This window comes from Enterococcus sp. AZ149, assembly GCF_051714285.1.
Taxonomy (GTDB): domain Bacteria; phylum Bacillota; class Bacilli; order Lactobacillales; family Enterococcaceae; genus Enterococcus_D; species Enterococcus_D entomosocium.
The window spans coordinates 2,045,600-2,068,048 of the sequence record NZ_JBIORO010000001.1 but is presented as its reverse complement, the minus strand read 5'-3'; the positions used below and the strand labels follow the sequence as shown (position 1 = coordinate 2,068,048).

At 43.1% G+C, this 22,449-nt stretch carries 24 protein-coding genes; all 24 read left to right on the top strand.

The annotated features are described in order from the left end of the window. Positions 1-39 precede the first annotated feature (39 nt). Entirely contained in the window at positions 40-504 is a 465-nt protein-coding gene (locus IGI94_RS09690; RefSeq protein WP_005235322.1) for a GNAT family N-acetyltransferase, read from the top strand. Positions 505-967: 463 nt separating this feature from the next. Next, positions 968-1,903, top strand: a complete 936-nt coding sequence (gene phnD, locus IGI94_RS09685; RefSeq protein ID WP_005235326.1) for a phosphate/phosphite/phosphonate ABC transporter substrate-binding protein — start codon at positions 968-970, stop codon at positions 1,901-1,903. 95 nt (positions 1,904-1,998) lie between these two features. Further along, on the top strand, positions 1,999-2,787 hold the full coding sequence (phnC, locus tag IGI94_RS09680) for a phosphonate ABC transporter ATP-binding protein (RefSeq protein ID WP_016620453.1): 789 nt from the start codon (positions 1,999-2,001) through the stop codon (positions 2,785-2,787). Then, on the top strand, positions 2,784-3,566 hold the full coding sequence (gene phnE, locus IGI94_RS09675; RefSeq protein WP_005235330.1) for a phosphonate ABC transporter, permease protein PhnE: 783 nt from the start codon (positions 2,784-2,786) through the stop codon (positions 3,564-3,566). Before phnC ends, phnE (IGI94_RS09675) begins: the two co-directional genes overlap by 4 nt. Then, entirely contained in the window at positions 3,563-4,354 is a 792-nt protein-coding gene (gene phnE / locus IGI94_RS09670; protein WP_008378503.1) for a phosphonate ABC transporter, permease protein PhnE, read from the top strand. Before phnE (IGI94_RS09675) ends, phnE (IGI94_RS09670) begins: the two co-directional genes overlap by 4 nt. Before the next feature lie 145 nt (positions 4,355-4,499). Further along, a complete protein-coding gene (locus IGI94_RS09665; protein ID WP_008378502.1) occupies positions 4,500-5,408 on the top strand; it encodes a diacylglycerol/lipid kinase family protein in 909 nt (302 codons plus the stop codon). 97 nt (positions 5,409-5,505) lie between these two features. Continuing rightward, entirely contained in the window at positions 5,506-6,039 is a 534-nt protein-coding gene (locus IGI94_RS09660; RefSeq protein ID WP_034872572.1) for a GNAT family N-acetyltransferase, read from the top strand. A gap of 230 nt (positions 6,040-6,269) precedes the next feature. After that, complete coding sequence (locus IGI94_RS09655; RefSeq protein ID WP_438899986.1) at positions 6,270-9,044, top strand: sigma-54-dependent transcriptional regulator; 2,775 nt, start codon at positions 6,270-6,272, stop codon at positions 9,042-9,044. A 229-nt stretch (positions 9,045-9,273) separates the two neighbouring features. Beyond that, entirely contained in the window at positions 9,274-9,768 is a 495-nt protein-coding gene (locus tag IGI94_RS09650) for a PTS system mannose/fructose/N-acetylgalactosamine-transporter subunit IIB (protein ID WP_026008065.1), read from the top strand. 68 nt (positions 9,769-9,836) lie between these two features. Then, positions 9,837-10,829 carry a mannose/fructose/sorbose PTS transporter subunit IIA gene (locus IGI94_RS09645; RefSeq protein ID WP_008378493.1) on the top strand — a complete coding sequence of 331 codons (993 nt, stop codon included), beginning with the start codon at positions 9,837-9,839 and terminating at the stop codon, positions 10,827-10,829. A 30-nt stretch (positions 10,830-10,859) separates the two neighbouring features. Then, on the top strand, positions 10,860-11,663 hold the full coding sequence (locus IGI94_RS09640; RefSeq protein WP_008378492.1) for a PTS mannose/fructose/sorbose transporter subunit IIC: 804 nt from the start codon (positions 10,860-10,862) through the stop codon (positions 11,661-11,663). 20 nt (positions 11,664-11,683) lie between these two features. After that, positions 11,684-12,595 (top strand): PTS system mannose/fructose/sorbose family transporter subunit IID, encoded by a 912-nt coding sequence (locus IGI94_RS09635; protein WP_005235347.1) that lies wholly within the window; start codon positions 11,684-11,686, stop codon positions 12,593-12,595. A 116-nt stretch (positions 12,596-12,711) separates the two neighbouring features. After that, positions 12,712-13,077, top strand: coding sequence for a DUF956 family protein (locus IGI94_RS09630; RefSeq protein WP_005235348.1), 366 nt, complete (start codon positions 12,712-12,714; stop codon positions 13,075-13,077). Between the two features lie 74 nt (positions 13,078-13,151). Then, positions 13,152-13,391, top strand: a complete 240-nt coding sequence (locus tag IGI94_RS09625; RefSeq protein ID WP_005225767.1) for a GlsB/YeaQ/YmgE family stress response membrane protein — start codon at positions 13,152-13,154, stop codon at positions 13,389-13,391. Between the two features lie 214 nt (positions 13,392-13,605). Next, the gene (locus IGI94_RS09620) at positions 13,606-14,670 is read left to right on the top strand and encodes a M24 family metallopeptidase (RefSeq protein WP_005235349.1); all 1,065 of its coding nucleotides are present in this window, start codon (positions 13,606-13,608) and stop codon (positions 14,668-14,670) included. A 209-nt stretch (positions 14,671-14,879) separates the two neighbouring features. Next, the gene (locus IGI94_RS09615; RefSeq protein WP_005225770.1) at positions 14,880-15,305 is read left to right on the top strand and encodes an Asp23/Gls24 family envelope stress response protein; all 426 of its coding nucleotides are present in this window, start codon (positions 14,880-14,882) and stop codon (positions 15,303-15,305) included. Continuing rightward, complete coding sequence (gene nusB / locus IGI94_RS09610) at positions 15,298-15,762, top strand: transcription antitermination factor NusB (protein ID WP_005235350.1); 465 nt, start codon at positions 15,298-15,300, stop codon at positions 15,760-15,762. Before IGI94_RS09615 ends, nusB begins: the two co-directional genes overlap by 8 nt. 293 nt (positions 15,763-16,055) lie before the next feature. After that, a complete protein-coding gene (locus tag IGI94_RS09605; RefSeq protein ID WP_144330573.1) occupies positions 16,056-16,907 on the top strand; it encodes a bifunctional methylenetetrahydrofolate dehydrogenase/methenyltetrahydrofolate cyclohydrolase in 852 nt (283 codons plus the stop codon). After that, positions 16,908-18,260 carry an exodeoxyribonuclease VII large subunit gene (gene xseA / locus IGI94_RS09600; protein WP_194199654.1) on the top strand — a complete coding sequence of 451 codons (1,353 nt, stop codon included), beginning with the start codon at positions 16,908-16,910 and terminating at the stop codon, positions 18,258-18,260. Beyond that, on the top strand, positions 18,241-18,462 hold the full coding sequence (locus IGI94_RS09595; protein WP_005235356.1) for an exodeoxyribonuclease VII small subunit: 222 nt from the start codon (positions 18,241-18,243) through the stop codon (positions 18,460-18,462). Before xseA ends, IGI94_RS09595 begins: the two co-directional genes overlap by 20 nt. Continuing rightward, a complete protein-coding gene (locus IGI94_RS09590) occupies positions 18,459-19,355 on the top strand; it encodes a polyprenyl synthetase family protein (protein WP_005235358.1) in 897 nt (298 codons plus the stop codon). The genes IGI94_RS09595 and IGI94_RS09590 overlap by 4 nt, the downstream gene beginning before the upstream one ends. Then, a complete protein-coding gene (locus IGI94_RS09585) occupies positions 19,352-20,173 on the top strand; it encodes a TlyA family RNA methyltransferase (protein WP_016620449.1) in 822 nt (273 codons plus the stop codon). Before IGI94_RS09590 ends, IGI94_RS09585 begins: the two co-directional genes overlap by 4 nt. A 97-nt stretch (positions 20,174-20,270) precedes the next feature. Then, positions 20,271-20,720: an arginine repressor gene (argR, locus tag IGI94_RS09580; protein ID WP_005235362.1), complete on the top strand. Its 450-nt coding sequence runs from the start codon at positions 20,271-20,273 to the stop codon at positions 20,718-20,720. Between the two features lie 15 nt (positions 20,721-20,735). Beyond that, positions 20,736-22,409 carry a DNA repair protein RecN gene (gene recN, locus IGI94_RS09575; RefSeq protein WP_087663984.1) on the top strand — a complete coding sequence of 558 codons (1,674 nt, stop codon included), beginning with the start codon at positions 20,736-20,738 and terminating at the stop codon, positions 22,407-22,409. Positions 22,410-22,449 lie beyond the last annotated feature (40 nt).

Sequence of the window (22,449 nt, the reverse complement as noted above, 5' to 3'; positions counted from 1 at the left end):
AAATAGTTATTTATAATAGCTTAGATAAGGAGTGAAGCAATGATTCAATTAAAAGAAATCACGAAGGAAAACTATCGTGCGTGCATGAATTTGAAGACAACGAAGGAGCAAGAAGATTTTGTTGCGCCCAATTGGTACTCAATGTTAGAGGCGATCTATGAGGAACCACGTCAGGCATTTGCCCTCTACAATGGTGAGGATATGGTCGGCTTTCTCTTATTTAGTTTTTACGAAGCGGATGAGGATTATCCAAAAGCTTCGTGGTGGATCGAGCGGTTTATGATCGCAGAAAAATTCCAAAATCAAGGGTTAGGCAGTCAGGCGTTTCTTGCTGGGTTAGATTGGTTCAAAACCCATATCCAAGCGCAAGAATTAAGGATCTCCGCTGTAGATGGCAACGAGATCGCAACAAAGCTTTACGAACGAAACGGCTTTGTCTTGACAGGTGAAATGATTGATAACGAGCATGTACTCTTGTTGCAGCTGCCAACGGATCAAGGGTAAATGACTCTTTCTACAGTAAAAAATGAGGTCAAAAGCAGAGGTTCTTAAGGGGATTCTCTGCTTTTTTTATTGGTGTTTTTCCGGTCAAAAAAGTGTGCCGTCATTTTCTGGCTAGATTTTTCAAGAAATTTTGTGCACTTAGGGTAAGAATTACGAGTATATCCATGCTTTGTTGTTCACAAAGTTCCTTTTGCTATTAACGAAATCTTTACACGTTGACAACACAAACCTTATATTCATTTGATACTCTGAGGAAGTAGAACAAATGGAAAGAAACTTTCGAAAAACGTTGATTATTGAGAATGTGCTCACGAATGATTTTGGTCGAAACACGAACATTATCAAAAAAGAAAACGTTCGTAATTCGAAAAAGATTGTTTTTGATTCGTTGGTTTTTTATAATCAAAAAGGAAAGTTCGGAATTCCGTGAGTTCGATTTTTTTAATGAAAAGGAGAAAAAGTGATGAAAGTTTGGAAGAAAACGGCAATGTTTGGTTTAGGTTTGGTGGCAGCAGTTACGCTGGCGGCATGTGGCTCAGGTGGAGCAAGTACTGACTCGGCGGCTGAAGAAGCAGGATATGTACCAGAAAAGTTGACCGTTCAATTTGTTCCATCACAAGCAGCAGAAACATTAGAAGCAAAAGCAAAACCACTTGAGCAATTATTAAGTGATGAATTGGGGATTCCAGTCACTGTGAGTGTTTCCACTGACTACAATACAATCGTCGAAGCAATGGCTTCGAAACAAGTAGATGTAGGCTTTTTACCGCCGAATGCCTATGTTTTAGCAAATGAACAAAGCAATGTTAAGGTGCTATTACAAGCACAGCGTTATGGCATCAAGCAGCCTGGTGGGGAATCAACGGATGAATTGGTTGATAGCTATCGCTCAATGATCGTCGTAAAAAGCGGCAGCGATATCAAAGAGTTGGAAGATTTAAAAGGCAAAACGATTGCCACGCAAGATGTTACTTCTTCTGCCGGTTATGTTTGGCCAGTAGCAGAAATGAAAAAAGCAGGCATCGATATCAATACGGATGTGACGACTGTTCAAGTCAAAGGCCATGACCAAGCGGTCTTATCTGTCTTGAATGGCGACGTTGACGCAGCGTTCGTTTTTGAAGATGCCCGCAACACGGTCAAAAATGATTACCCAGAAATCATGGATGAGGTAGAACCAATGTACTTTACCGAACCGATCCCGAACGATACGATCAGTGTCCGCAGCGACATGAGTGAAGAGTGGGACAAAAAAATCCAAGATGCCTTTATCGCGATCGGTAAAGATGAAGAAGGAAAACAAATCATCTCTGATATTTACTCTCATGAAGGATACGTTGTTTCACAAGACAGCAATTTCGACATCGTAAGAGAGTATGCGGAACAAGTCGGACAATAACTAATAGATGAATAGATCGGGAGGGTACCGGTAGTTGAGGTACCCTTTTCGAATGGAAAGCAATTTTTACCTAATGGAAAGAAAGTAGGAGAATCATGGCTCTAGAGAACGAAACGATTATTTCATTTCAGAATGTGACCAAGCGATACCCAAATGGGGTATTAGGTTTGAAGGACTTAAACATCGATATCAAAAAAGGGGAATTTGTCATCGTAGTGGGTTTATCAGGAGCAGGAAAATCAACGATGCTGCGCTCCATCAATCGACTGCACGAGATCACGAGTGGCGAGATTTTAATCGATAGCAAGTCGATCACAAAAGCAAAAGGAAGAGAGCTACGCTTGATTCGTCGAGACATTGGCATGATTTTCCAAAGCTTTAATTTGGTGAAACGTTCGAGTGTCTTGCGAAATGTCTTAACTGGGCGAGTAGCTTATCACCCAACGATCAAAATGTTGCTTGGTTTGTTCCCGCAAGCGGATAAAGAGCTGGCTTATCAATCGCTGCAGCGGGTCAATTTAGCAGAAAAAGTCTATACTCGAGCCGATGAATTGTCTGGCGGTCAGCAGCAGCGGGTTTCGATTGCCCGTGCTTTGACGCAAGAGCCGAAGATTATTTTAGCGGATGAACCGGTTGCTTCCTTAGATCCTTTAACCACTGAAAAAGTCATGAATGACTTAAAACGGATCAATCAAGATCTGGGGATTACCATCGTAGTCAATTTGCATTCTGTCCAATTGGCAAGAGAGTACGGCACGCGGATCATCGGGTTGCGAGACGGAGGCTTGGTTTTTGATGGCCCTGTCAGCGAAGCGACCGATCAGCGATTGAAACAGATTTATGGCAGCGAGATCATAGAAGAGCAGGAAGGGGCAGGACAATGACGACAAATACGTTGCCGAAACGCAGCGGACTATGGAAAAATGTTCTTTGGCTCGTCATTTTTTTAGTGGTATTGTTCGTTAGCGGCTCTATTTCAGGCGTTGATTTGGCACGGTTCTTTAGCAATAGCAGTCAAATGAATGTCATTTTACAAAAGATGGCTCATCCTGATTGGGCATATGCCAAAATCATTGTAGAGCCGATTTTACAAACGATCCAAATGGCGATCATCGGCACGACCTTTGGTGCACTGGCGGCTTTTCCGTTTTCACTTTTAGCAGCACGAAATATCATGACGAATCATTGGATCAGCGGTTGTTTCCGTTTTGTTTTAAATATCATTCGGACAGTACCTGATTTGATGCTGGCGGCTTTATTTGTTGCCATTGTCGGAATCGGTCCCGTTGCCGGGGTGATCTCCATCTCTGTGTTTTCTTTTGGGATGATCACCAAATTGTTTTATGAATCGATTGAAACGATTGATGAAGGTCCGATCGAAGCAATCACGGCTTCTGGAGGATCGAAGTTTGACATCATCCGCTATGCAGTCGTACCGCAAGTCATGAGCCATTTTCTTAGTTACTTGCTTTATGCCTTTGAGATCAATGTGCGGGCATCGACGATTCTTGGGTATATCGGCGCAGGCGGAATCGGTGTTTTCTTACAACGATCTTTAAGCCAATTTCGATATGACCAGACGTCGATTATCGTCTTAGTGATTTTTGCAGTTGTTTTGGTGATTGATACCATCAGTAATAGATTAAGGGAGCGATTGTTATGATGTTGCCAGCAGAACCGAAAAAGAAAAAAATACGGAATTGGCTGATCGCAGTAGTCGTTATCCTCCTTTATATTTGGGCTTTTGCTGGCGTGCCTTTTGCGGGTGTTAAAGAAAATGTCGGTCAAATTGTCGGCTCAATCTTTTATGGCTTGATCCATCCTGATTGGGGCTATGTTTATACCGGTGATGGCGAAGATTTGATCAGTTTGATGATCGAAACCGTTGCGATCGCCTTTGTGGGTACGTTTTTATCCTCAATATTAAGTATTCCTTTTGCCTTTTGGGCGGCGCGCAGCAAAAACAGCCCTCGCTGGCTATCAGGTTTCGGTAAAATCGTGCTGACGGCGATTCGAACGTTTCCAGAAATCGTCTTAGCGATCATGTTCATCAAAACAGTGGGTCCCGGATCCTTTGCTGGTGTTTTGGCAGTTAGTGTCCATTCCATTGGGATGTTGGCGAAACTCTATAGCGAAGCGATCGAGAACATGGATCACGGTCCTTCAGAATCGGTCGTTAGTGCGGGAGGAAATCGTTGGGATGTGTTAGGCTTTGCGACATTGCCACAATTGATTCCAGAATTTCTTTCTTTTACCTTGTATCGTTTTGAACTGGCTGTCCGTTCAGCTTCGATCTTAGGGATCGTAGGAGCAGGTGGGATCGGTACGCCGATGATCTTTGCCATCAATGCGCGATCATGGAGCCGTGTAGGAATCATTTTATTAGGGATCGTTGTGACGGTCACGATCATTGATTTTATTTCTGGGCGCTTGCGTAAACGATTGGTTTAATAAAATGAGGTGCGTACTCGAAAAAACACAGTCAGCATAGGCTGTGTTTTTTTGCAGCGGATAGGCGGATGTCGTTTAAGACAGGTTTCGTGAAACTTGTTATACTGGATTCATAGAAAATGAACCCAAACAAGGAGGCTGTTTTATGAAAGCATTATTGATCGTCAATCCAAGTTCTGGTGGGGAACAAGCGAAAGAATTTGAGGAGATGGCAGAAGAAAAGCTGCGGGAAGCTTTTTCAGAGGTCGTTGTCAAACATACCGAAAAAGAAGGAGATGCTACACGTTTTGCCTCTGAGGCAGCAGCAGAATTTGACAGTGTCTTCGCAATGGGCGGTGATGGTACCGTCAATGAAGCGGTCAATGGCTTAGCCCCTCATGACAAACGACCAAATTTCGGTTTCTTCCCGCTGGGCACAGTAAATGATTTAGCCAGAGCATTAGCGATTCCACTAGATCCCAAGGAAGCCATCGAATCATTTGCAGTGGATCACACCCGCAAAATCGATATTGGGCAGGTTAATCAAGACTATTTTACCAATGTAGTGGCGATTGGTATGATTCCAGCGGCGATCAACAATGTGGAAGTTGAAGAAAAAACCAAGCTGGGAAAAATGGCCTATTTTGTTTCTGGTCTACGGGAAGTGCGGAAAAATGAAAGTCATCCGTTTGAAGTGACCGCCGAAAATAATGGCGAAAAAACGACGATCGCTGTGGAAAGCAGTACGATGATCGTTGGTTCATCCAATACGATCGGCGGTTTCGAATCTCTTTTGCCTAAAGCGAGTACCGATGACGGCAAATTACATCTGATCTACTTAAAGGATACGAATCTTTGGGAAACTGTCAAAAGCGTGCCTGAGCTTCTCAAAGGAGTTACGGAATCAAATGATGTTCTTGGTTATCAAACTTTTGATAAAGCAACGATTCGTTTGACGGATGGGGCAACGATCGAAACGAATGTCGATGGTGATCCAGGACCTGAATTGCCAATCACAGTAGCGGTGCTGCCGCAACATCTTACCGTGTATTGCGGAGTTGAAAAAGCCCGCTAAATCATTCATAACTAGGAAACGATCCGTCAAAAGCGGATTGTTTTTTTTATTCAGAAAGAGTATACTGGGAAAAAAATTTACTGAAAGAAGGGGTTCTATGACGATACGTTCTGCCACGATTGCAGATGCGCAAGCCTTGACAGCAATCTATGCTTATTATGTAGAAAATACACCGATTACCTTTGAAACGGAGGTGCCATCGGTTCAAGAATTCGCGGAACGCATCGCCAAGACCTTGAAACGCTACCCGTATCTCGTTGCAGAAGAGGCTAGTGGAATTGTCGGTTATGCCTATGCGTCAGCTTATAAAGAACGGGCGGCGTATGATTGGACCGTTGAAGTAACCGTTTATTTAGCGCCGGATGCCAAAGCAAAAGGGCTCGGCACCGCTCTTTATCAAGGGCTTGAAGAAAAACTAAAAGCGCAAAACGTGGTCAATCTGACTGCGTGTATTACAGGAGGCAATCAACAAAGTGAGGCTTTTCATGAGAAGCTTGGGTATCGGAAAGTTGCTGATTTTTCGCATGTCGGCTATAAGTTCAATCAATGGCACGATGTGATTTGGATGCAAAAAGAACTGCAATGGTTTCCTGATCAGGTGCCAACGTTCATTCCCAATGAAAAAGCCTAACACATCCTGACTTTTGAATATCTTTTTTTGGCAAAATGCTTTATGCTGAGAGTAGCATGTGAAAGGACGTTCTATTGTTCTTTCGAACAAAGTATTTTGCTTTTTCTGTGTGGAAAAAAAGTTGCTTTTTTATAGAAAAATGAGTAAAGTATTCAAGTGGAAAAAACAAGGAGGCGAAGCTGTTGGGCAAGCGAATCGAACGGATTTATCAATATATCGTCGAAAATACGATGAGCGGCTTAGGGGAAAAGAAGGGGTTGTCTACTTCAGAAGTTGCCGATCATTTAGCCATTCAGCGCAGTAATGCCAGTAAGGATTTAAATAAGCTTGTCAAAGAAGGGCGCGTCGAAAAAAGCGACTCGCGGCCTGTTCGTTATTGGGCGGCAGGGGTCGATCCCAGCAGTAAGGAAAAGTATGTCCCAAGCTACAAAGAAAGTCGCCCGCAAAGAGAAAAAGCCTTCCCTCAACGAGTACAAGGAAAACCCTCTGACCGAGATATTTTTGCGACGATCATCGGTGCCAACGGAAGTATGAAAAACGCTGTTGAGCAGGCGAAAGCAGCGATCTTGTATCCGCCGAAAGGGCTAAACTGCTTGATCACAGGGCCTACTGGTTCTGGGAAAACGTACTTTGCCCATGCGATGTTCCAGTTTGCCAAAAGCAATCAAGTAATTGCCGATGACAAAGAATTGATCGTCTTTAACTGTGCGGACTATGCAAATAACCCAGAGCTTTTGATGAGCCATTTGTTTGGTTATGTACGGGGGGCATTTACGGGTGCCGATCAAGAGAAGATTGGTATTATTGATCAAGCGGATGAGAGTATGTTGTTTCTCGATGAGATCCATCGATTGCCGCCAGAAGGGCAAGAAATGATTTTTTACTTTATGGATCATGGTACCTTTAGTCGTCTAGGAGAGACGGGCAAAAATCATCAAGCGAATGTCCGAATCGTTGGTGCTACTACCGAAGACCCTAACTCAACGCTATTAGATACCTTTACCCGACGCATTCCCATCAATATTCAACTGCCCTTTTTTGAGAAACGACCCGCATCAGAAAAAGTCGATCTCGTTCGGGTATTAGTCGGGCAAGAGGCGACCCGTATTCAGCGGACGATCTCCTTGACAGAAGATGTGGTCAAAGCGTTGATCGGCAGTGTCAGTTTTGGGAATATCGGTCAATTGAAATCCAATGTCCAGCTAGTCTGTGCACGGGGCTTTTTGAATCATATGCAACAAGATGAGATTGAAATCGATTTGATCGATTTGCCAGAAGGGATTCGTTCAGGATTGATCGTTTTGGGGAATCGCCGCAATGAGCTGGCAGAGCTTTCTAAGATCCTTGAACCGAAGATTAGCATTCAACCGAATCAAAACTTAAACAATATTCAATCAGATTCCTATGAATTGCCTTATAATCTTTACGATATTATCGGCGACAAGGCTGCTCTGCTAAAAGCAGATGGGTTAGATCAAGAAGCGATCAATCATTTTATCTCAACAGATATCAATGTTCACTTAAAGTCTTTTTATAAAGATCACGGGTTTTCCTTTAACTCGGTCAATAAACTAAGTGAATTTGTCGATCAGAAAGTGATCAGTGTAACAAATCAAATCTATGAGCTGGTTCGACAACGCTTAAATTATGATTTTCAGCAAAATTTCATCTATGCCATGAGCTTACACATCAGCTCGTTTTTGAAAAAAATCCATTTGGGAGAAGAACGACAAACCAATGACAATATTCGTCAGATGGTAGCTGATTATCCTCAAGAGTTTGAAGTCGCCAAAGAAGTCCGCGATTTTATTGGTGATAGTTTCCAAGTGGCGATTCCTGAGAGCGAATCTTATTATTTAGCGGTTCTTCTGGTTTCTCTTAGAACCTCTCATTCCTCTGGGAAAATCGGCGTCGTCGTTGCAGCCCACGGCAACAGCACAGCCAGTAGCATGGTACAAGTGGTCAAACAATTGCTGGAAGTCGATCAAGTGACAGCGGTGGACATGCCGTTAGATATGCCCCCGGCTGTGGCGTTGAAAAAAATCGTGGATAGTGTACGGGCAGTCAATGATGGCAGTGGGGTGATCCTCTTAGTCGATATGGGGTCCTTAGCGACCTTTAATAATGAAATCCAACGAGAAACGGGTGTGGCTGTTCGAACAGTCGATATGGTGACCACCTCCATCGTCCTAGAGACGGTCCGTAAAGCGTCAGTGATCGGCACGGACCTCGATCAGCTCTATGATTCATTACGGAAGTTCCGCGGGTATGGAGTGGTCACTGTGGAAGAACCAGTGACACAAAACCACCATCCTAAAGCGATTCTAGCGGTCTGCGCTTCGGGAAAGGGAACGGCGCAGCGCATCAAAGAATTGATCCAAAGCTCATTGTCAAAACGTCAAAGCCAAAATGTCGAAGTGGTGACGTTATCGGTGGCGGATCTGAGGACGGACTTGGATCAGATTCAACAGCGCTACCGTCTGATTGCCGCAACAGGGATCATCGATCCCCATATCGACGCACCGTTTATTTCATTAGAACGTTTTATTGATCAAGATGTTGATCTACTGTTGGATGATATCCTATTAGAGAATGATTTGAGTTTTGAAGATGAAGTACAGCTAGATGATCGGCAGGCGAAAGAAATCTGTGTCCGGTATTTAGAGGAAAACTTTACCTATGTCAATGCGAAAAAAGTAGTAGAGCCGTTGTGGAAATTTGGCGAAGAGATCATTCACGATTTGGATTTGGTAGGGGCGCAGCAAGGCTTTCAGATCAATTTTGTGATGCATGGCGCAGGTATGCTGGAGCGGATCTTACTGCGGCAGCCATTGACTGTTTCTGAAATTGATTTAGCAGCGATGGAGGAGAATCCGCTTTATGGCCAATTGCATGTGCATGTCCAATCGTTTTCACGCTTGATGAATATCGAAGTGCCTAAGACTGAAGAGTACTATCTGCTAGAGCTGATCAAAAACCATCACGAAAAAGAAATGTATTTTTAATTCTTACAAATAATACAGATACACTAAAAAAGATACAGTATTTTTTAGTGTATCTTTTTTAGTGTATTATCTGAATGCTGATTCTTAAGGTTTTTTCAAGAATAGTGTATCGGAAAAACTTGGCACGCTTCTTGCTTCTATATAAGTGGATACAGGAGGTGATTGAAAAAAGAACAGATCCTCAATATGAAAAGCGGATCGATGGATGTAGGAGGCTTGCACAATGGGAATGGATATACGTCTTGCCCGAATCGACGATCGGTTGATTCATGGTCAGGTCGCCACAGCTTGGTCGAAAATGACTGGTATCAATCGAATCATCGTGGTCAGTGATGAAGTCGCAAATGACCAATTACGAAAGTTTCTCTTGAAAGAAGCTGCTCCACCAGGGATCAAATCCAATGTGGTGACAGTAGCGAAAATGCTTGAGGTGGCGCATAACACATTATTTAATACGCAAAAAGTCATGTTATTATTTACCAACCCTCAAGATGTCGTGACTCTGGTTAAAGGAGGCATTGACATTCGTTCCGTCAATATCGGCGGTATGAGTTTTTCAATGGGAAAACGAATGATCACTAATTTCGTGTCAGTCAATGATCAAGATCTTGCTTCATTGCTTTACTTGCAAAACCAAGGCATTGAAGTGGAGATACGCAAAGTTCCAGCTGATCGTAAAATCTTTTTGAAGGATATTTTGGAAAAAGAAGGTAGTCACCCTTAGTTTTCCGATGTTGTTTTTTCTTTCGTATTCGTGTCACATTTTTCAATTTTGATATAGGAGGTAAAAAGATGGTAGGAATTATCCTAGCAAGTCATGGAGAATTTGCTAACGGCATTTTGCAATCTGGTTCAATGATCTTCGGCGAACAAGAAAATGTTAAAGCTGTTACATTGATGCCAAGTGAAGGTCCAGATGACATCAAGGCAAAAATGCAAGAAGCAATTGCTACATTTGACGATCAAGAAGAAGTATTATTCTTAGTTGATCTTTGGGGTGGTACTCCTTTCAACCAAGCGAACAGCTTGTTTGAAGATCACAAAGACAAATGGGCAATCGTTGCTGGTATGAATTTACCAATGGTGATCGAAGCCTATGCTTCACGTTTTTCAATGAATACAGCGCATGAAATTGCTGCGCATATCGTTGAAACAGCTAAAGAAGGGGTCAAGGTCAAACCAGAAGAACTTGAACCAGAAGAAGCTTCAGCACCAAAAGCAGTGCAAGACGATCAACCTAAAGGATCACTTCCTCCGGGAACTGTTCTAGGCGATGGCAAAATCAAAATCGTACTTGCTCGTGTCGATTCACGTTTGTTGCATGGTCAAGTTGCTACAGCTTGGACAAAATCAGTGAATCCATCTCGGATCATCGTTGTTTCTGACGCGGTGGCAAAAGATGACTTGCGTAAAAAACTGATCGAACAAGCAGCTCCTCCAGGAGTAAAAGCGAACGTCATTCCAGTGGACAAAATGATTGAAGTTTCTAAAGACCCTCGTTTCGGGAATACGAAAGCTTTACTATTATTTGAAAACCCACAAGATGTATTACGTGCTGTTGAAGGTGGCGTTGATATTACTGAAGTGAACGTTGGTTCAATGGCTCACTCTGTTGGGAAAGTTGTTGTAAGTAAAGTATTGTCGATGGGTACAGATGATGTGAATACATTTGAAGATCTGAAAGAACGCGGCATCAAATTCGATGTGCGTAAAGTACCAAATGACTCTCGAGACAACATGGACGAAATCTTACGCAAAGCCAAAAATGAATTGGCAAATAAATAGAAACGTATTCAACTAAATAGGAGGTCTATCATGACTATTATATCTATGGTATTAGTAGTACTCGTTGCCTTTTTAGCTGGTATGGAAGGGATCTTGGATGAATTCCAATTCCATCAACCGCTAATCGCGTGTACTTTGATCGGTTTAGTGACCGGTAATTTGGAAGCATGTATCATTTTGGGCGGATCATTACAAATGATCGCACTTGGATGGGCAAATATCGGTGCCGCTGTTGCACCTGATGCTGCATTGGCGTCTGTCGCATCTGCAATTATTTTAGTTTTAGGTGGACAAGGAACTGCTGGTGTTGATACAGCGATTGCCGTTGCGATCCCTCTAGCTGTTGCTGGGTTGTTCTTGACAATGATCGTTCGTACATTGGCTGTGCCAATCGTTCACTTTATGGATGCTGCTGCTGAAGAAGGCAACATTCGTAAAATCGAAATGTGGCACGTGATCGCTGTATGTATGCAAGGGGTTCGTATTGCGATTCCTGCAGCTGCATTGTTGGCTATCCCTGCTGCAACTGTTCAAAACTTCTTAGAATCAATGCCTGCATGGTTAACTGATGGTATGGCTATCGGTGGTGGTATGGTTGTTGCCGTTGGTTACGCAATGGTTATCAACATGATGGCAACTCGCGAAGTATGGCCATTCTTTATTATCGGTTTCGTAATCGCAGCTATCTCTCAATTGACATTGATCGCTATCGGTGCCTTGGCAGTAGCAATCGCATTGATCTACTTGAACCTAACTAAAATGGGCGGATCATCAAATGGAGGCGGCGGCAGCAACACTGGCGACCCTCTAGGCGATATCTTGAATGACTATTAGAATCGAAGGAGGAGAAAAAAATGGCAGAAAAAATTCAATTAAATAAAAAAGATCGTTTAGCCGTAGCATGGCGCTCTACCTTCATTCAAGGTTCATGGAACTATGAACGTATGCAAAATGGTGGTTGGGCATTCTCAATGATTCCAGCAATCAAAAAATTATACAAAACAAAAGAAGACCGTGCCGCTGCTTTGAAGCGTCACTTAGAATTCTTTAATACTCACCCATATATCGCATCACCAATCTTAGGTGTAACTTTAGCGTTAGAAGAAGAACGTGCCAATGGCGCGCCTGTCGATGACGTAGCGATCCAAGGGGTAAAAGTTGGGATGATGGGTCCTTTAGCCGGTGTCGGTGACCCTGTGTTCTGGTTTACTGTACGTCCGATGTTAGGTGCATTAGGTGCTTCTCTTGCTTTAGGCGGAAACATCTTAGGCCCAATCATCTTCTTCGTTGCTTGGAACATCATCCGTTGGGCATTTATGTGGTACACACAAGAATTCGGCTACCGTGCTGGTTCTAAAATCACAGATGACCTTTCAGGTGGTTTGCTACAAGATGTAACAAAAGGTGCTTCTATTTTAGGGATGTTCGTATTAGGGTCACTTGTTCAACGTTGGGTATCGATTTCCTTTGCACCAGTTGTCTCAAGCGTACCGCTTGATGAAGGTGCTTATGTCGACTGGGCGAACTTGCCTTCTGGTTCAGCTGGTTTGCAACAAGCCTTCCAACAAGTAGCTGAAGGCCGTGCATTGACTGATACAAAAGTAACAACATTGCAAAACAACTTGGATCAATTGATTCCTGGTTTAGCTGCACTATTGCTTACTTTGTTATGTATGTGGTTATTGAAGAAAAAAGTTTCTCCAATCGTCATTATTATCGGTCTATTCTTAGTCGGTATCGGTGGACACTTGATCGGATTGTTATAATCTTTTCAATGATAGGTGCTTGGGGAGACCCAAGCATCTTTTTATTTATTCGCCAAACATGCCGCAAACACGTATAATAGGTAACGATAAGACGATATAGAATGGAGTAAACGCAAATGGTACAATCCCTTAATACAAAAGTTGATTTGACGATCGATGCTACGTCTTTTTTAGGTATCAATGAATACGGCAAAATAATGATCGGCGATAATGCCTTTGAGTTTTATAATGATCGTGACAAACGCAAGTTTATTCAAATTCCTTGGGAAGATGTCGACTATGTGATCGCTTCGGTCTTGTTCAAAGGACGCTGGATCCCACGGTATGCGATTCGGACCAAAAAGAATGGGACATATACCTTCTCATCAAAAGAACCAAAAAAAGTTCTGCGGGCAATTCGCGAATACGTTGACCCAGATCATATGGTCCATTCTCTTGGCTTTTTCGATATCTTGAAACGGGCAATTACCCGTAGAAAATAACAAGAGAGCATATGTTTTTCCAATTGATTCTCAATATGTTACCCTTTTTATAAGAAAGTTTAGGAGGGGTTATTATGCACTTTTTATGGACATTGATCGTGGGAGCGGTCATCGGTTCAATCGGTGGCGCCATCGCAGGAGAAAAACGCGGTTGCATTTTTGATATCGTGGCAGGACTTGTGGGCGCATCAATCGGACAAGGTTTATTCGGCACTTGGGGACCGCAAGTGGCAGGAATGGCAATCGTGCCAGCAATCATTGGGGCAGTCATTTTCGTGGCTGTCGTATCATTCTTTTTGGGACGTAAAAGATAATTATCAAAGAAGCAATCCGTTGATTGGGTTGCTTTTTTTGTGGATTAAAGTTATCTAGAAAAGAACAACGAGAGAGCCAACTAGAGTCTTTTTAAAACACCATTCTTTAGGTTCGTATTGTTTGATTTTTTAGAAAACTTTTCGCTTACTTTCCGCTTTTTCTGGAAGTTTGTTATAATACTATCGTATAGAACAAGAAAGTAGGGAACGATACATGTTAAGAGTTGAAAAATTACGTGAAGCAATGAGAAAAGATTCGATTGATGGGTTCTTGATCACCAGCCCATACAATTTGCGTTACTTGACAAACTTTACTGGTACAACTGGTTTAGCAGTCATTACGTTGGACAAAGCTTTTTTTGTAACAGATTTCCGATATACAGAGCAAGCAGCTGCCCAAGCCCAAGGATTTGAGATCGTAAAAAATAGTGGACCGATTTTTGAAGAAGTTGCAACTATCTGCCAAAAGGAAGAAATCAATGTCTTAGCATTTGAAGAAAGTTTCGTCAGCTTTGCTGAATACTCCGTCTTAGAAGACTTGATTGAGGAATCCTCATTAGCTCCTGTATCTGGTATGATCGAGGCATTGCGGGAAGTCAAAGATGAGGAAGAGATCGCATTGATCCAACAAGCCTGCCATATCGCCGATCAAGGGTTCGAACATATTTTGAAAATGATCCGCCCAGGGATGACCGAAATCGAAGTGGCGAATCAGTTAGATTTCTTTATGCGTTCATTAGGTGCCACAAGCGTATCTTTTGAAACGATCGTGGCCAGTGGTCTTCGTTCAGCAATGCCCCATGGGGTTGCCAGTGAAAAAGTGATTGAACAAGGCGATCTGATCACGTTAGACTTTGGCTGTTACTATCAAGGCTATGTGTCTGATATGACCAGAACTTTTGCTGTGGGGGATCCTGGCGATAAATTGAAAGAAATCTATCAAATCGTGCTAGAAGCACAAGAAAAAGTCTTGGCAGCAGCAAAACCTGGAATGACCGGAATTGAACTAGATGCGATCGCCCGGGATCACATAGCTTCCTTTGGCTACGGGGATGCTTTTGGTCATTCAACAGGCCATGGGATTGGTTTAGAAATCCACGAAGGACCAAATGTCTCCTTCCGTGCTGATAAAGCATTTGTTGTCGGAAACGTCATTACAGATGAACCAGGCATCTATCTTCCAGGAATTGGCGGCGTTCGTATCGAGGATGATCTTTTGATCACTGAAACTGGTAATAAAGTGTTGACACATTCACCGAAAGAATTGATCATTCTCTGATTCATCGACCTTGTTTTTCAGAAAATTCATTGAGAATAGTGGGTTATTATAGATTCTCAGTGCAGAAAATGATAAACTTAGAGCGAGAAGAAACACTGTGCCATGGATGTTATTGATTGAATCAAGCGCTGGCTTGCTTCAAACGGAAAAAACGAGCGATTTTTTTACAAACAATACGGTACAGCTGTTTAGAATGGAGGCAAAAACGTATGAATGAAGATAAAAACCTTGTATTAAATGCAAGTCCTGAATTAGGCGAAATCGTCATCGCGCCAGAAGTGATCGAGATCATTATTGGGATCGCTGCTTCTAAAGTGGAAGGTGTCTATGGAATGCGAGGAACACTGGCAAACAGTGTCACTGAATTACTAGGCCGCGCAGCTCATGGCAAAGGAGTCTACTTAACGATCGATGAAACAGGGATCAAAGTGGATATCTACTGCTATATCACTTATGGGATGTCAGTGCCTAAAGTGGCAATGGAGATCCAAGAACGGGTCAAACAGCAAGTCTTATTTATGACAGATGTGCAACTGGCTGAAGTAAATGTTCATGTTGTGGCAGTCGTGCCAGAAAAAGTAGATTTACCAGACATCGAAGAATTATTTGGAAACGACGAGGAAGAAAATGAGTAAAGAATTATCACGGCATGAAATACGGAAAATGGCGTTACAAGCTTTATTTCCACTAGACTTTAACAAAGATTTAACGAAACAAGATGCCATCATGCATGCCATCGAGTTGGAACACCATGAATTGATTGATGAAGAACAAGAGCATTTTGTCCCTGTTTATTTAGATCAATTAGTGGCAGGTGTCTGTCATTATAAAGAAGCCTTGGATGAAGTCATTCAAAGTCATCTAAAAGCCGGTTGGAAAATCCAGCGTTTATCAAAAATGGACGTGACGATTTTACGAATCGCTTTGTATGAAATGATCTATGTGGATAATGTGCCGAATCGTGTGGCTTTGAATGAAGCGATCGAATTAGCGAAAACCTTTAGTGACGATCAGTCAAGAAAGTTTGTCAACGGTATTTTATCGACTGTCAATCAAGAGCTAGAAACAAAAAACAACCAAGTAAGTGAGTAATTTTTAGCCTTAACACTATCGATCAAAAGAAAACAGCCTTTTTTCGATCGAGGCAGAAACCGAACGATTTGTGAGCAACCGCCTTGTTTTGACGGTCCTGCTTGATCGTTCGGTTTTTTTGCATACACTTTGTCGGTTTGCCCTCGTTTTTTCCGAAAAAAGGGAGCGTTAGACGGTGTTTTTCTTTTCAGAAAATGCTATGATAGAAAACATGAAGAAGCAGATCGACAAACGATTGGTGCGTTTCTTTTTACAAAATAAGTCAGTATAATCAGGTTGGAGGAGTTGTCAGAATGGGTACATTGATCAATGGAAAAGAATTGGCTGAAAAAATGCAAGCAGCGTTTCTTTCAGAGACAGAAACACTAAAAGAGCAGGGTGTGACACCGGGATTAGTTGTTTTACTTGTTGGAGAAGACAAAGCAAGCCAGACTTATGTGAAAAATAAAGAACTAGCTGCGGCGAAAATCGGCATCAATTCCCGTGTTGCCCGCTATCCTGAATCCATTACTGAGGCAGAATTATTAGCAGAAATCGAACAGTTCAATAACGATGATGCCTTTCACGGCATTTTGGTTCAACTTCCTTTGCCAAAACATATCAATGAAGAAAAAGTGCTGTTAGCCATCAAACCGGAAAAAGATGTCGACGGTTTTCATCCAATCAATTTAGGAAAATTATTTGCCGGTGTACCTGACCGAATTCCTTGTACCCCTTATGGCATCATGAAAATGTTTGCCGCATATGGGATCGAATTGGAAGGGAAAAATGCTTTAGTTATCGGCCGCAGCAACATTGTCGGAAAACCGATGGCGCACTTGCTCTTAGGGGCAAATGCCACCGTGACTATTGCTCATTCAAAAACCAAAAATCTGCCTGAGTTAGCGAAGCAAGCGGACATTTTAGTCGTGGCGATCGGCCGCGGTCATTTTGTCACAAAAGACTTCGTAAAAGAAGGGGCCGTGGTGATCGATGTAGGAATGAATCGGGATGCCAATGGCAAGTTGATCGGCGATGTGAAATTTGATGAAGTCGAACCGATCGCTAGCTATATCACCCCGGTACCTAGAGGTGTAGGACCAATGACGATCACGATGTTGATGGCCCAAACGATCGAGGCAGCAAAGGAGACAATGAAAAACTAAATGGCGCAAGAATATTTAACGGTGACCGCATTAACAAAATATATCAAGCGTAAGTTTGACGTCGATCCGTATTTAGAGCGGGTTTATTTGACGGGGGAGATCTCTAATTTTCGTCGTCGCCCCAATCACCAATACTTTAGTTTAAAGGATGATGGTGCAAAAATTTCGACCGTCATGTTCAAGGGCGCTTTTGACAAGCTGCGCTTTCAACCAGAAGAGGGCATGAAAGTCATGGCGGTTGGACGTATCACCTTGTATGAGGCAAGCGGAAATTACCAGATGGTGATCGATCACATGGAACCAGACGGTGTCGGTGCCCTTTATCAAGCCTATGAACAATTAAAGCAGAAATTGGCAGCGGAAGGATTATTTTCTGCACCGAAGCAGTCGTTGCCGAAATACCCGAAACGCATCGCAGTCTTGACCAGTCCTAGTGGGGCGGTGATCAAAGATATCATCACGACGACCCAGCGGCGTTATCCCATTGCTCAGATCGTTTTGTATCCAACCGTGGTACAAGGCAACAAAGCCGCGGATGATGTGGTGAAAAATATCCAACGAGTCGAAGCCGATGGTACCTTTGATACTATGATCATCGGACGTGGGGGTGGGTCGATTGAGGACCTCTGGCCTTTCAATGAAGAACGAGTGGCAAGAGCCATTTTTGACGCAAAAACCCCCGTTATTTCTTCAGTGGGGCATGAAACTGATACGACAATTGCCGATTTAGTGGCGGATGTGCGGGCGGCAACTCCGACCGCAGCTGCCGAATTAGCAGTGCCCGTCCTATCAGAAGAGATTTTGCGGATCGAAGAAAGACAAGCCCGATTAGAGCAAGCTTTTATGCACCAGATCCAGTACAAACAAGAACGCTATCAGCGAGTGATTGGATCATATGTTTTTCGACAACCAGAGCGCTTGTATGAGGCACAGTCCATCAAACTCGATCAGTTGCAGCAGCGGATGCAGCAAGGTCTGCAAACCTTGCTTTATGACAAGGATCGCCATGCACAGCAATTGATTTCACGGTTAGCACAACAACAACCAAAAGCGCGATTGCAAGCTAGCAACCAAGAGGTCAGTTATCTTTCCCAACGCTTAATGAAAGCCATGAAAGATATTTATGCAGCAAAAGAAAATCAATTTGCAAATGCAGTCCAATCTCTTGATTTGCTAAGCCCACTGAAAATCATGGGTCGGGGCTACAGCTATACCACGAAAAATGAGCAGGTGATCAAATCGATTGATACGATCGAGCCAGAAGACCAGCTGACGATCCATTACCAAGATGGCCAAGCACTTGTCGAAGTTATTAGTACAGAAGGAGTTAATCATGGCAAATCCAACATTTGAAGAATCATTACAAGAATTAGAACAAATTGTAACCCGTTTGGAACAAGGGGATGTTCCCTTAGAAGAGGCACTAGATGCTTTTCAAAAAGGGATGGTTTTGAGTAAGCAATGCAAGGACACTTTGAGTAAAGCGGAAAAGTCCTTAACAAAAATGATGACAGAATCTAACGAAGAAGTGCCTTTTGAAGAGGAAAACCAATGAGTGCTTTAACAGAATTCACAAAAGAACACGCCCCATTGATTGAAGAAGTCATGGAGCGCTTTGTCAAAGAACACACCTCTGATCAACGATTGTTTAAAAGCATGCAGTATTCGATCCAAGCTGGCGGCAAACGTATTCGCCCGCTTTTATTGGCAGCAACAGTCGCCGCTTTTCACAAACCCGTCAATACCGCGGTGTACCAGTGTGCGGCAGCCCTAGAAATGGTGCATACGTATTCGCTGATCCATGATGATCTTCCAGCAATGGACAACGATGATCTGCGTCGAGGCAAACCTACCAACCATAAGGTTTTTGGTGAAGCTTTAGCGATTTTAGCTGGAGATGGTCTTTTGACGGCTGCATTTCAATTAGTCGCTATGGCGGAGATCGAAGCCAATCAAAAAGTCTTGCTGCTGCAGCAATTGAGTAAAGCGGCGGGAACACAAGGCATGGTCGCCGGCCAAGCAGCTGATATTCAAGGAGAAAACCAAGCCCTTAGTCTTGAGGAACTGATGTCCATTCATGAACGGAAAACTGGAGAATTGATCCGCTTTGCGGTGATTGCTGGAGGTGTCTTAGCCGACCAGACGGAAGAAGTTCTGCATGAATTGGATCGCTTTGCCCAGCATATTGGGTTAGCCTTTCAAATTCGCGACGATCTGCTGGATGCCACTAGTACGACCGAAGAGCTAGGCAAAGTTGTCCGTCGAGATGACGAATTGGCGAAAAGTACCTATCCTGCTTTACTTGGCTTAGCAGGCGCGCAGCAAGCCTTGACAGAAGAATTAGGCAAGGCCAAAGAAATTCTGGCGCAATTAAGTCAATACGGTCAATTTACGCCGGATGTTTTGTTGGCATTTGTGGAACGATTTGAGATTCGAGGGAACGCATGAAGAAAGAACGAGTAGATGTTTTAGCTGTCCAGCAAGGCCTGTTTGAGACCCGCGAGCAAGCCAAACGGGGAGTGATGGCTGGATTGGTGTACAAAGAAAAAAATAATGAGCGCCTAGATAAGCCGGGAGAAAAAATTGCCGCAGATACACTGCTGCAGATCAAAGGCAAAAAGCTGCCTTATGTTTCTCGTGGTGGTCTCAAGTTAGAAAAAGCACTCAAAGTCTTTGATTTTGACGTAACCGATAAAATCATGTTAGACATCGGCGCATCCACCGGTGGTTTTACTGATGCGGCATTGCAAAATGGTGCCAAAAAAAGCTATGCATTGGATGTCGGTTACAATCAGTTAGCCTGGAAGCTGCGGCAAGATGAGCGAGTGATCGTAATGGAGCGGGTCAACTTCCGTTATGCAAAACCAACTGATTTTTTAGACGGTCTTCCAGATGCCGCTACGATCGATGTTTCTTTTATTTCACTTAAACTGATTTTACCCCCGCTATATGATATTTTGGTAGCGGATGGCGAAGTGATGGCGCTGATTAAACCGCAATTTGAAGCGGGCAAAGAAGCAGTCGGGAAAAATGGGATCGTTCGTGATCCCAAAACCCATGAACGAGTTTTGGAGGAAGTACTAGCATTTGCTAAGAAAACAAACTTCGATGTCTTAAACCTAAGTTTTTCACCAATCACTGGTGGCGAAGGGAATATCGAGTTTATCGTACATTTAAAGAAAAGCCTGCAAGAAGGTACCGCAGCAGGGATCGATATCCCGAAAGTTGTTGCATCAGCACATGAGACCTTTCATCAACCAAAATAAAGAATGGAAGAGAGTGGACATTTTACTTGTCGGCTCTCTTTCTTTCTTGCGCAAAATAGGATAAAATTAGTAGGAATTCATTCAGGAGGAACAAGAGATGAGAAAAAAAGAACGGCATCGCTTGATTACACGATTGTTAAGTGAACAAGATATTCAGAAACAAGAAGATTTTGTCGAGTTGTTAAAAGATCGCGGCGTCTCAGTCACACAAGCAACCATATCAAGAGATATCAAGGAATTGAAGTTAGTGAAAGTTCCTTCCCAAAAAGGCGGCTATCGCTACAGTATCCCACAAGAGACAACGGAAGACGTGAGTGGTAAACTTGATAAAATCCTAAAAACGGCTTTTGTTTCTGTCGATCGAATGGACAAATTTGTGATCCTGCGCACACTGCCCGGCAATGCCTCGGCTTTGGCGAATTTAATCGATAAACGTTATGCCAAGGAATTATTTGGCACGTTAAACGATGATGACAACGTCTTGATGATCACTAGAACAGAAGCAGATACTGAGAACCTATTCAGGGATTTCCAACGTTACGTTTAGAAGAGGAGGCAAGGGATGCTTTTAGAATTGTCGATCCAAAATTTTGCGATTATTTCCAACTTGCACTTATCTTTCCATGAGGGAATGACGGCACTGACAGGTGAGACAGGTGCCGGGAAATCAATTATTATCGATGCGATGGGTTTGCTAGCAGGCGGTAGAGGTTCCAGCGACTATTTGCGTCAAGGAGCAGAGAAATGCCGTTTAGAAGGGATCTTCGAATGGCCGAATCAGCAGGAGTTCAAAGACTTGACCGCAGATTTAGGTATTGATGAAGAAGAAGTTTTGATCGTACAACGAGATATCTCTCAATCGGGGAAAAATATTTGTCGTGTCAATGGTCGAACCGTTACCTTGTCGGTTTTGCGTCAAATCGGTTTATTCTTGGTCGATATCCAAGGACAAAATGAGCATCAAGAGCTGCTGCAGCCAGAAAAACATTTGACCTTGATGGATGGGTTTGGGGATGATAGCTTTAAAGCGGAGCTTGCGGATTACCGTCAAGCCTATCAAAGCTATCGCTCTTTAGAAAAACACGTCAGGACCATTCAAGAAAATGAACAGCTATATGTCCAGCGAATGGACATGTTGCGTTTTCAACAAGAAGAAATCGCCCAAGCAGAATTGATGGAAAATGAAGAAGAACTGCTGATCGATGAACGAGAAAAACTGACCAATTATCAAAAAATCGTGGATGCTCTAGGGCAAAGCTATGGTGCCTTATCTGCCGAAGAAGTCAATAGCCTAGATGGGGTCAGTGTAGCTTTATCCGAGATCCAGTCAATCGCCCATCTTGATCCGGCTTACGAAAAAATCAGTGAAGCGATCCAAAGTGCGTATTACTTGTTGCAAGATGCAGCCACTGATATTTCGCGGCAAGTCGACAATCTTGAATTAGATGAAGGCCGACTGGAAGAAGTCATTTCGCGGCTGGAAACGATTCGTCAATTGAAGCGCAAATACGGGGAGTCGATTCCTGTGATTCTTGCTTACTATGATGAGATCAGTAAAGAAATCAGCGAGTCTGCCTATACAGAAGGTCAGTTGGAGCAATTAGAAGAAGAGCTTGCCCAAAAAGCTGAAGCAGTTTGGCAGCTGGCGGAAGCCTTGCACGTCAAACGACGTGAACTGGCTCATCGTTTAGAAAAAGAAATCGTTCAAGAGTTAAAAGAGCTGTACATGGAGCACGCACAATTTGAAGTACGGTTTGCACCTGGCTCAAAACAATTGAGTAGCAGCGGATTTGACACCGTAGAATTTTATTTGACCACAAATCCTGGTGAAGGCATGAAGCCGTTGGTGCGGGTTGCTTCTGGGGGAGAACTTTCACGGATCTTACTGGCCCTCAAATCAATTTTCTCTCGGAAACAAGGAATCACCAGTATTGTTTTTGACGAAGTTGATACTGGGGTCAGTGGCCGAGTAGCCCAAGCAATTGCTGAAAAAATCGCCAAGATCGCAGCCAATTCGCAAGTTTTGTGTATCACTCACTTGCCGCAAGTAGCTGCTGTAGCGGATAATCAATATTTTATTGAAAAAGCAATTCAAGAAGGACGGACAGAAACCCACGTCCGTAAACTATCTAAAGAAGAACGGGTGGCAGAGATCGCCCGTATGCTCTCAGGTGCAGAAATCACCGATTTAACGATCGAACATGCACGAGAACTATTGGCACTTGCACACCGATAAAAATTGGGAAACATTCGTAGAAAGATTCAGGAGATGATGG

Coding starts and splice junctions, on each gene's coding strand:
- IGI94_RS09640 (WP_008378492.1), top strand. CDS start 10,860: ATGACTATTATATCTATGGTATTAGTAGTACTCGTTGCCTTTTTAGCT.
- IGI94_RS09645 (WP_008378493.1), top strand. CDS start 9,837: ATGGTAGGAATTATCCTAGCAAGTCATGGAGAATTTGCTAACGGCATT.
- IGI94_RS09635 (WP_005235347.1), top strand. CDS start 11,684: ATGGCAGAAAAAATTCAATTAAATAAAAAAGATCGTTTAGCCGTAGCA.
- IGI94_RS09590 (WP_005235358.1), top strand. CDS start 18,459: ATGAGTGCTTTAACAGAATTCACAAAAGAACACGCCCCATTGATTGAA.
- IGI94_RS09665 (WP_008378502.1), top strand. CDS start 4,500: ATGAAAGCATTATTGATCGTCAATCCAAGTTCTGGTGGGGAACAAGCG.
- IGI94_RS09615 (WP_005225770.1), top strand. CDS start 14,880: ATGAATGAAGATAAAAACCTTGTATTAAATGCAAGTCCTGAATTAGGC.
- phnE (WP_008378503.1), top strand. CDS start 3,563: ATGATGTTGCCAGCAGAACCGAAAAAGAAAAAAATACGGAATTGGCTG.
- IGI94_RS09585 (WP_016620449.1), top strand. CDS start 19,352: ATGAAGAAAGAACGAGTAGATGTTTTAGCTGTCCAGCAAGGCCTGTTT.
- IGI94_RS09595 (WP_005235356.1), top strand. CDS start 18,241: ATGGCAAATCCAACATTTGAAGAATCATTACAAGAATTAGAACAAATT.
- IGI94_RS09630 (WP_005235348.1), top strand. CDS start 12,712: ATGGTACAATCCCTTAATACAAAAGTTGATTTGACGATCGATGCTACG.
- IGI94_RS09690 (WP_005235322.1), top strand. CDS start 40: ATGATTCAATTAAAAGAAATCACGAAGGAAAACTATCGTGCGTGCATG.
- IGI94_RS09620 (WP_005235349.1), top strand. CDS start 13,606: ATGTTAAGAGTTGAAAAATTACGTGAAGCAATGAGAAAAGATTCGATT.
- IGI94_RS09625 (WP_005225767.1), top strand. CDS start 13,152: ATGCACTTTTTATGGACATTGATCGTGGGAGCGGTCATCGGTTCAATC.
- IGI94_RS09660 (WP_034872572.1), top strand. CDS start 5,506: ATGACGATACGTTCTGCCACGATTGCAGATGCGCAAGCCTTGACAGCA.
- recN (WP_087663984.1), top strand. CDS start 20,736: ATGCTTTTAGAATTGTCGATCCAAAATTTTGCGATTATTTCCAACTTG.
- IGI94_RS09650 (WP_026008065.1), top strand. CDS start 9,274: ATGGATATACGTCTTGCCCGAATCGACGATCGGTTGATTCATGGTCAG.
- xseA (WP_194199654.1), top strand. CDS start 16,908: ATGGCGCAAGAATATTTAACGGTGACCGCATTAACAAAATATATCAAG.
- phnC (WP_016620453.1), top strand. CDS start 1,999: ATGGCTCTAGAGAACGAAACGATTATTTCATTTCAGAATGTGACCAAG.
- phnE (WP_005235330.1), top strand. CDS start 2,784: ATGACGACAAATACGTTGCCGAAACGCAGCGGACTATGGAAAAATGTT.
- argR (WP_005235362.1), top strand. CDS start 20,271: ATGAGAAAAAAAGAACGGCATCGCTTGATTACACGATTGTTAAGTGAA.
- IGI94_RS09605 (WP_144330573.1), top strand. CDS start 16,056: ATGGGTACATTGATCAATGGAAAAGAATTGGCTGAAAAAATGCAAGCA.
- nusB (WP_005235350.1), top strand. CDS start 15,298: ATGAGTAAAGAATTATCACGGCATGAAATACGGAAAATGGCGTTACAA.
- phnD (WP_005235326.1), top strand. CDS start 968: ATGAAAGTTTGGAAGAAAACGGCAATGTTTGGTTTAGGTTTGGTGGCA.
- IGI94_RS09655 (WP_438899986.1), top strand. CDS start 6,270: ATGAGCGGCTTAGGGGAAAAGAAGGGGTTGTCTACTTCAGAAGTTGCC.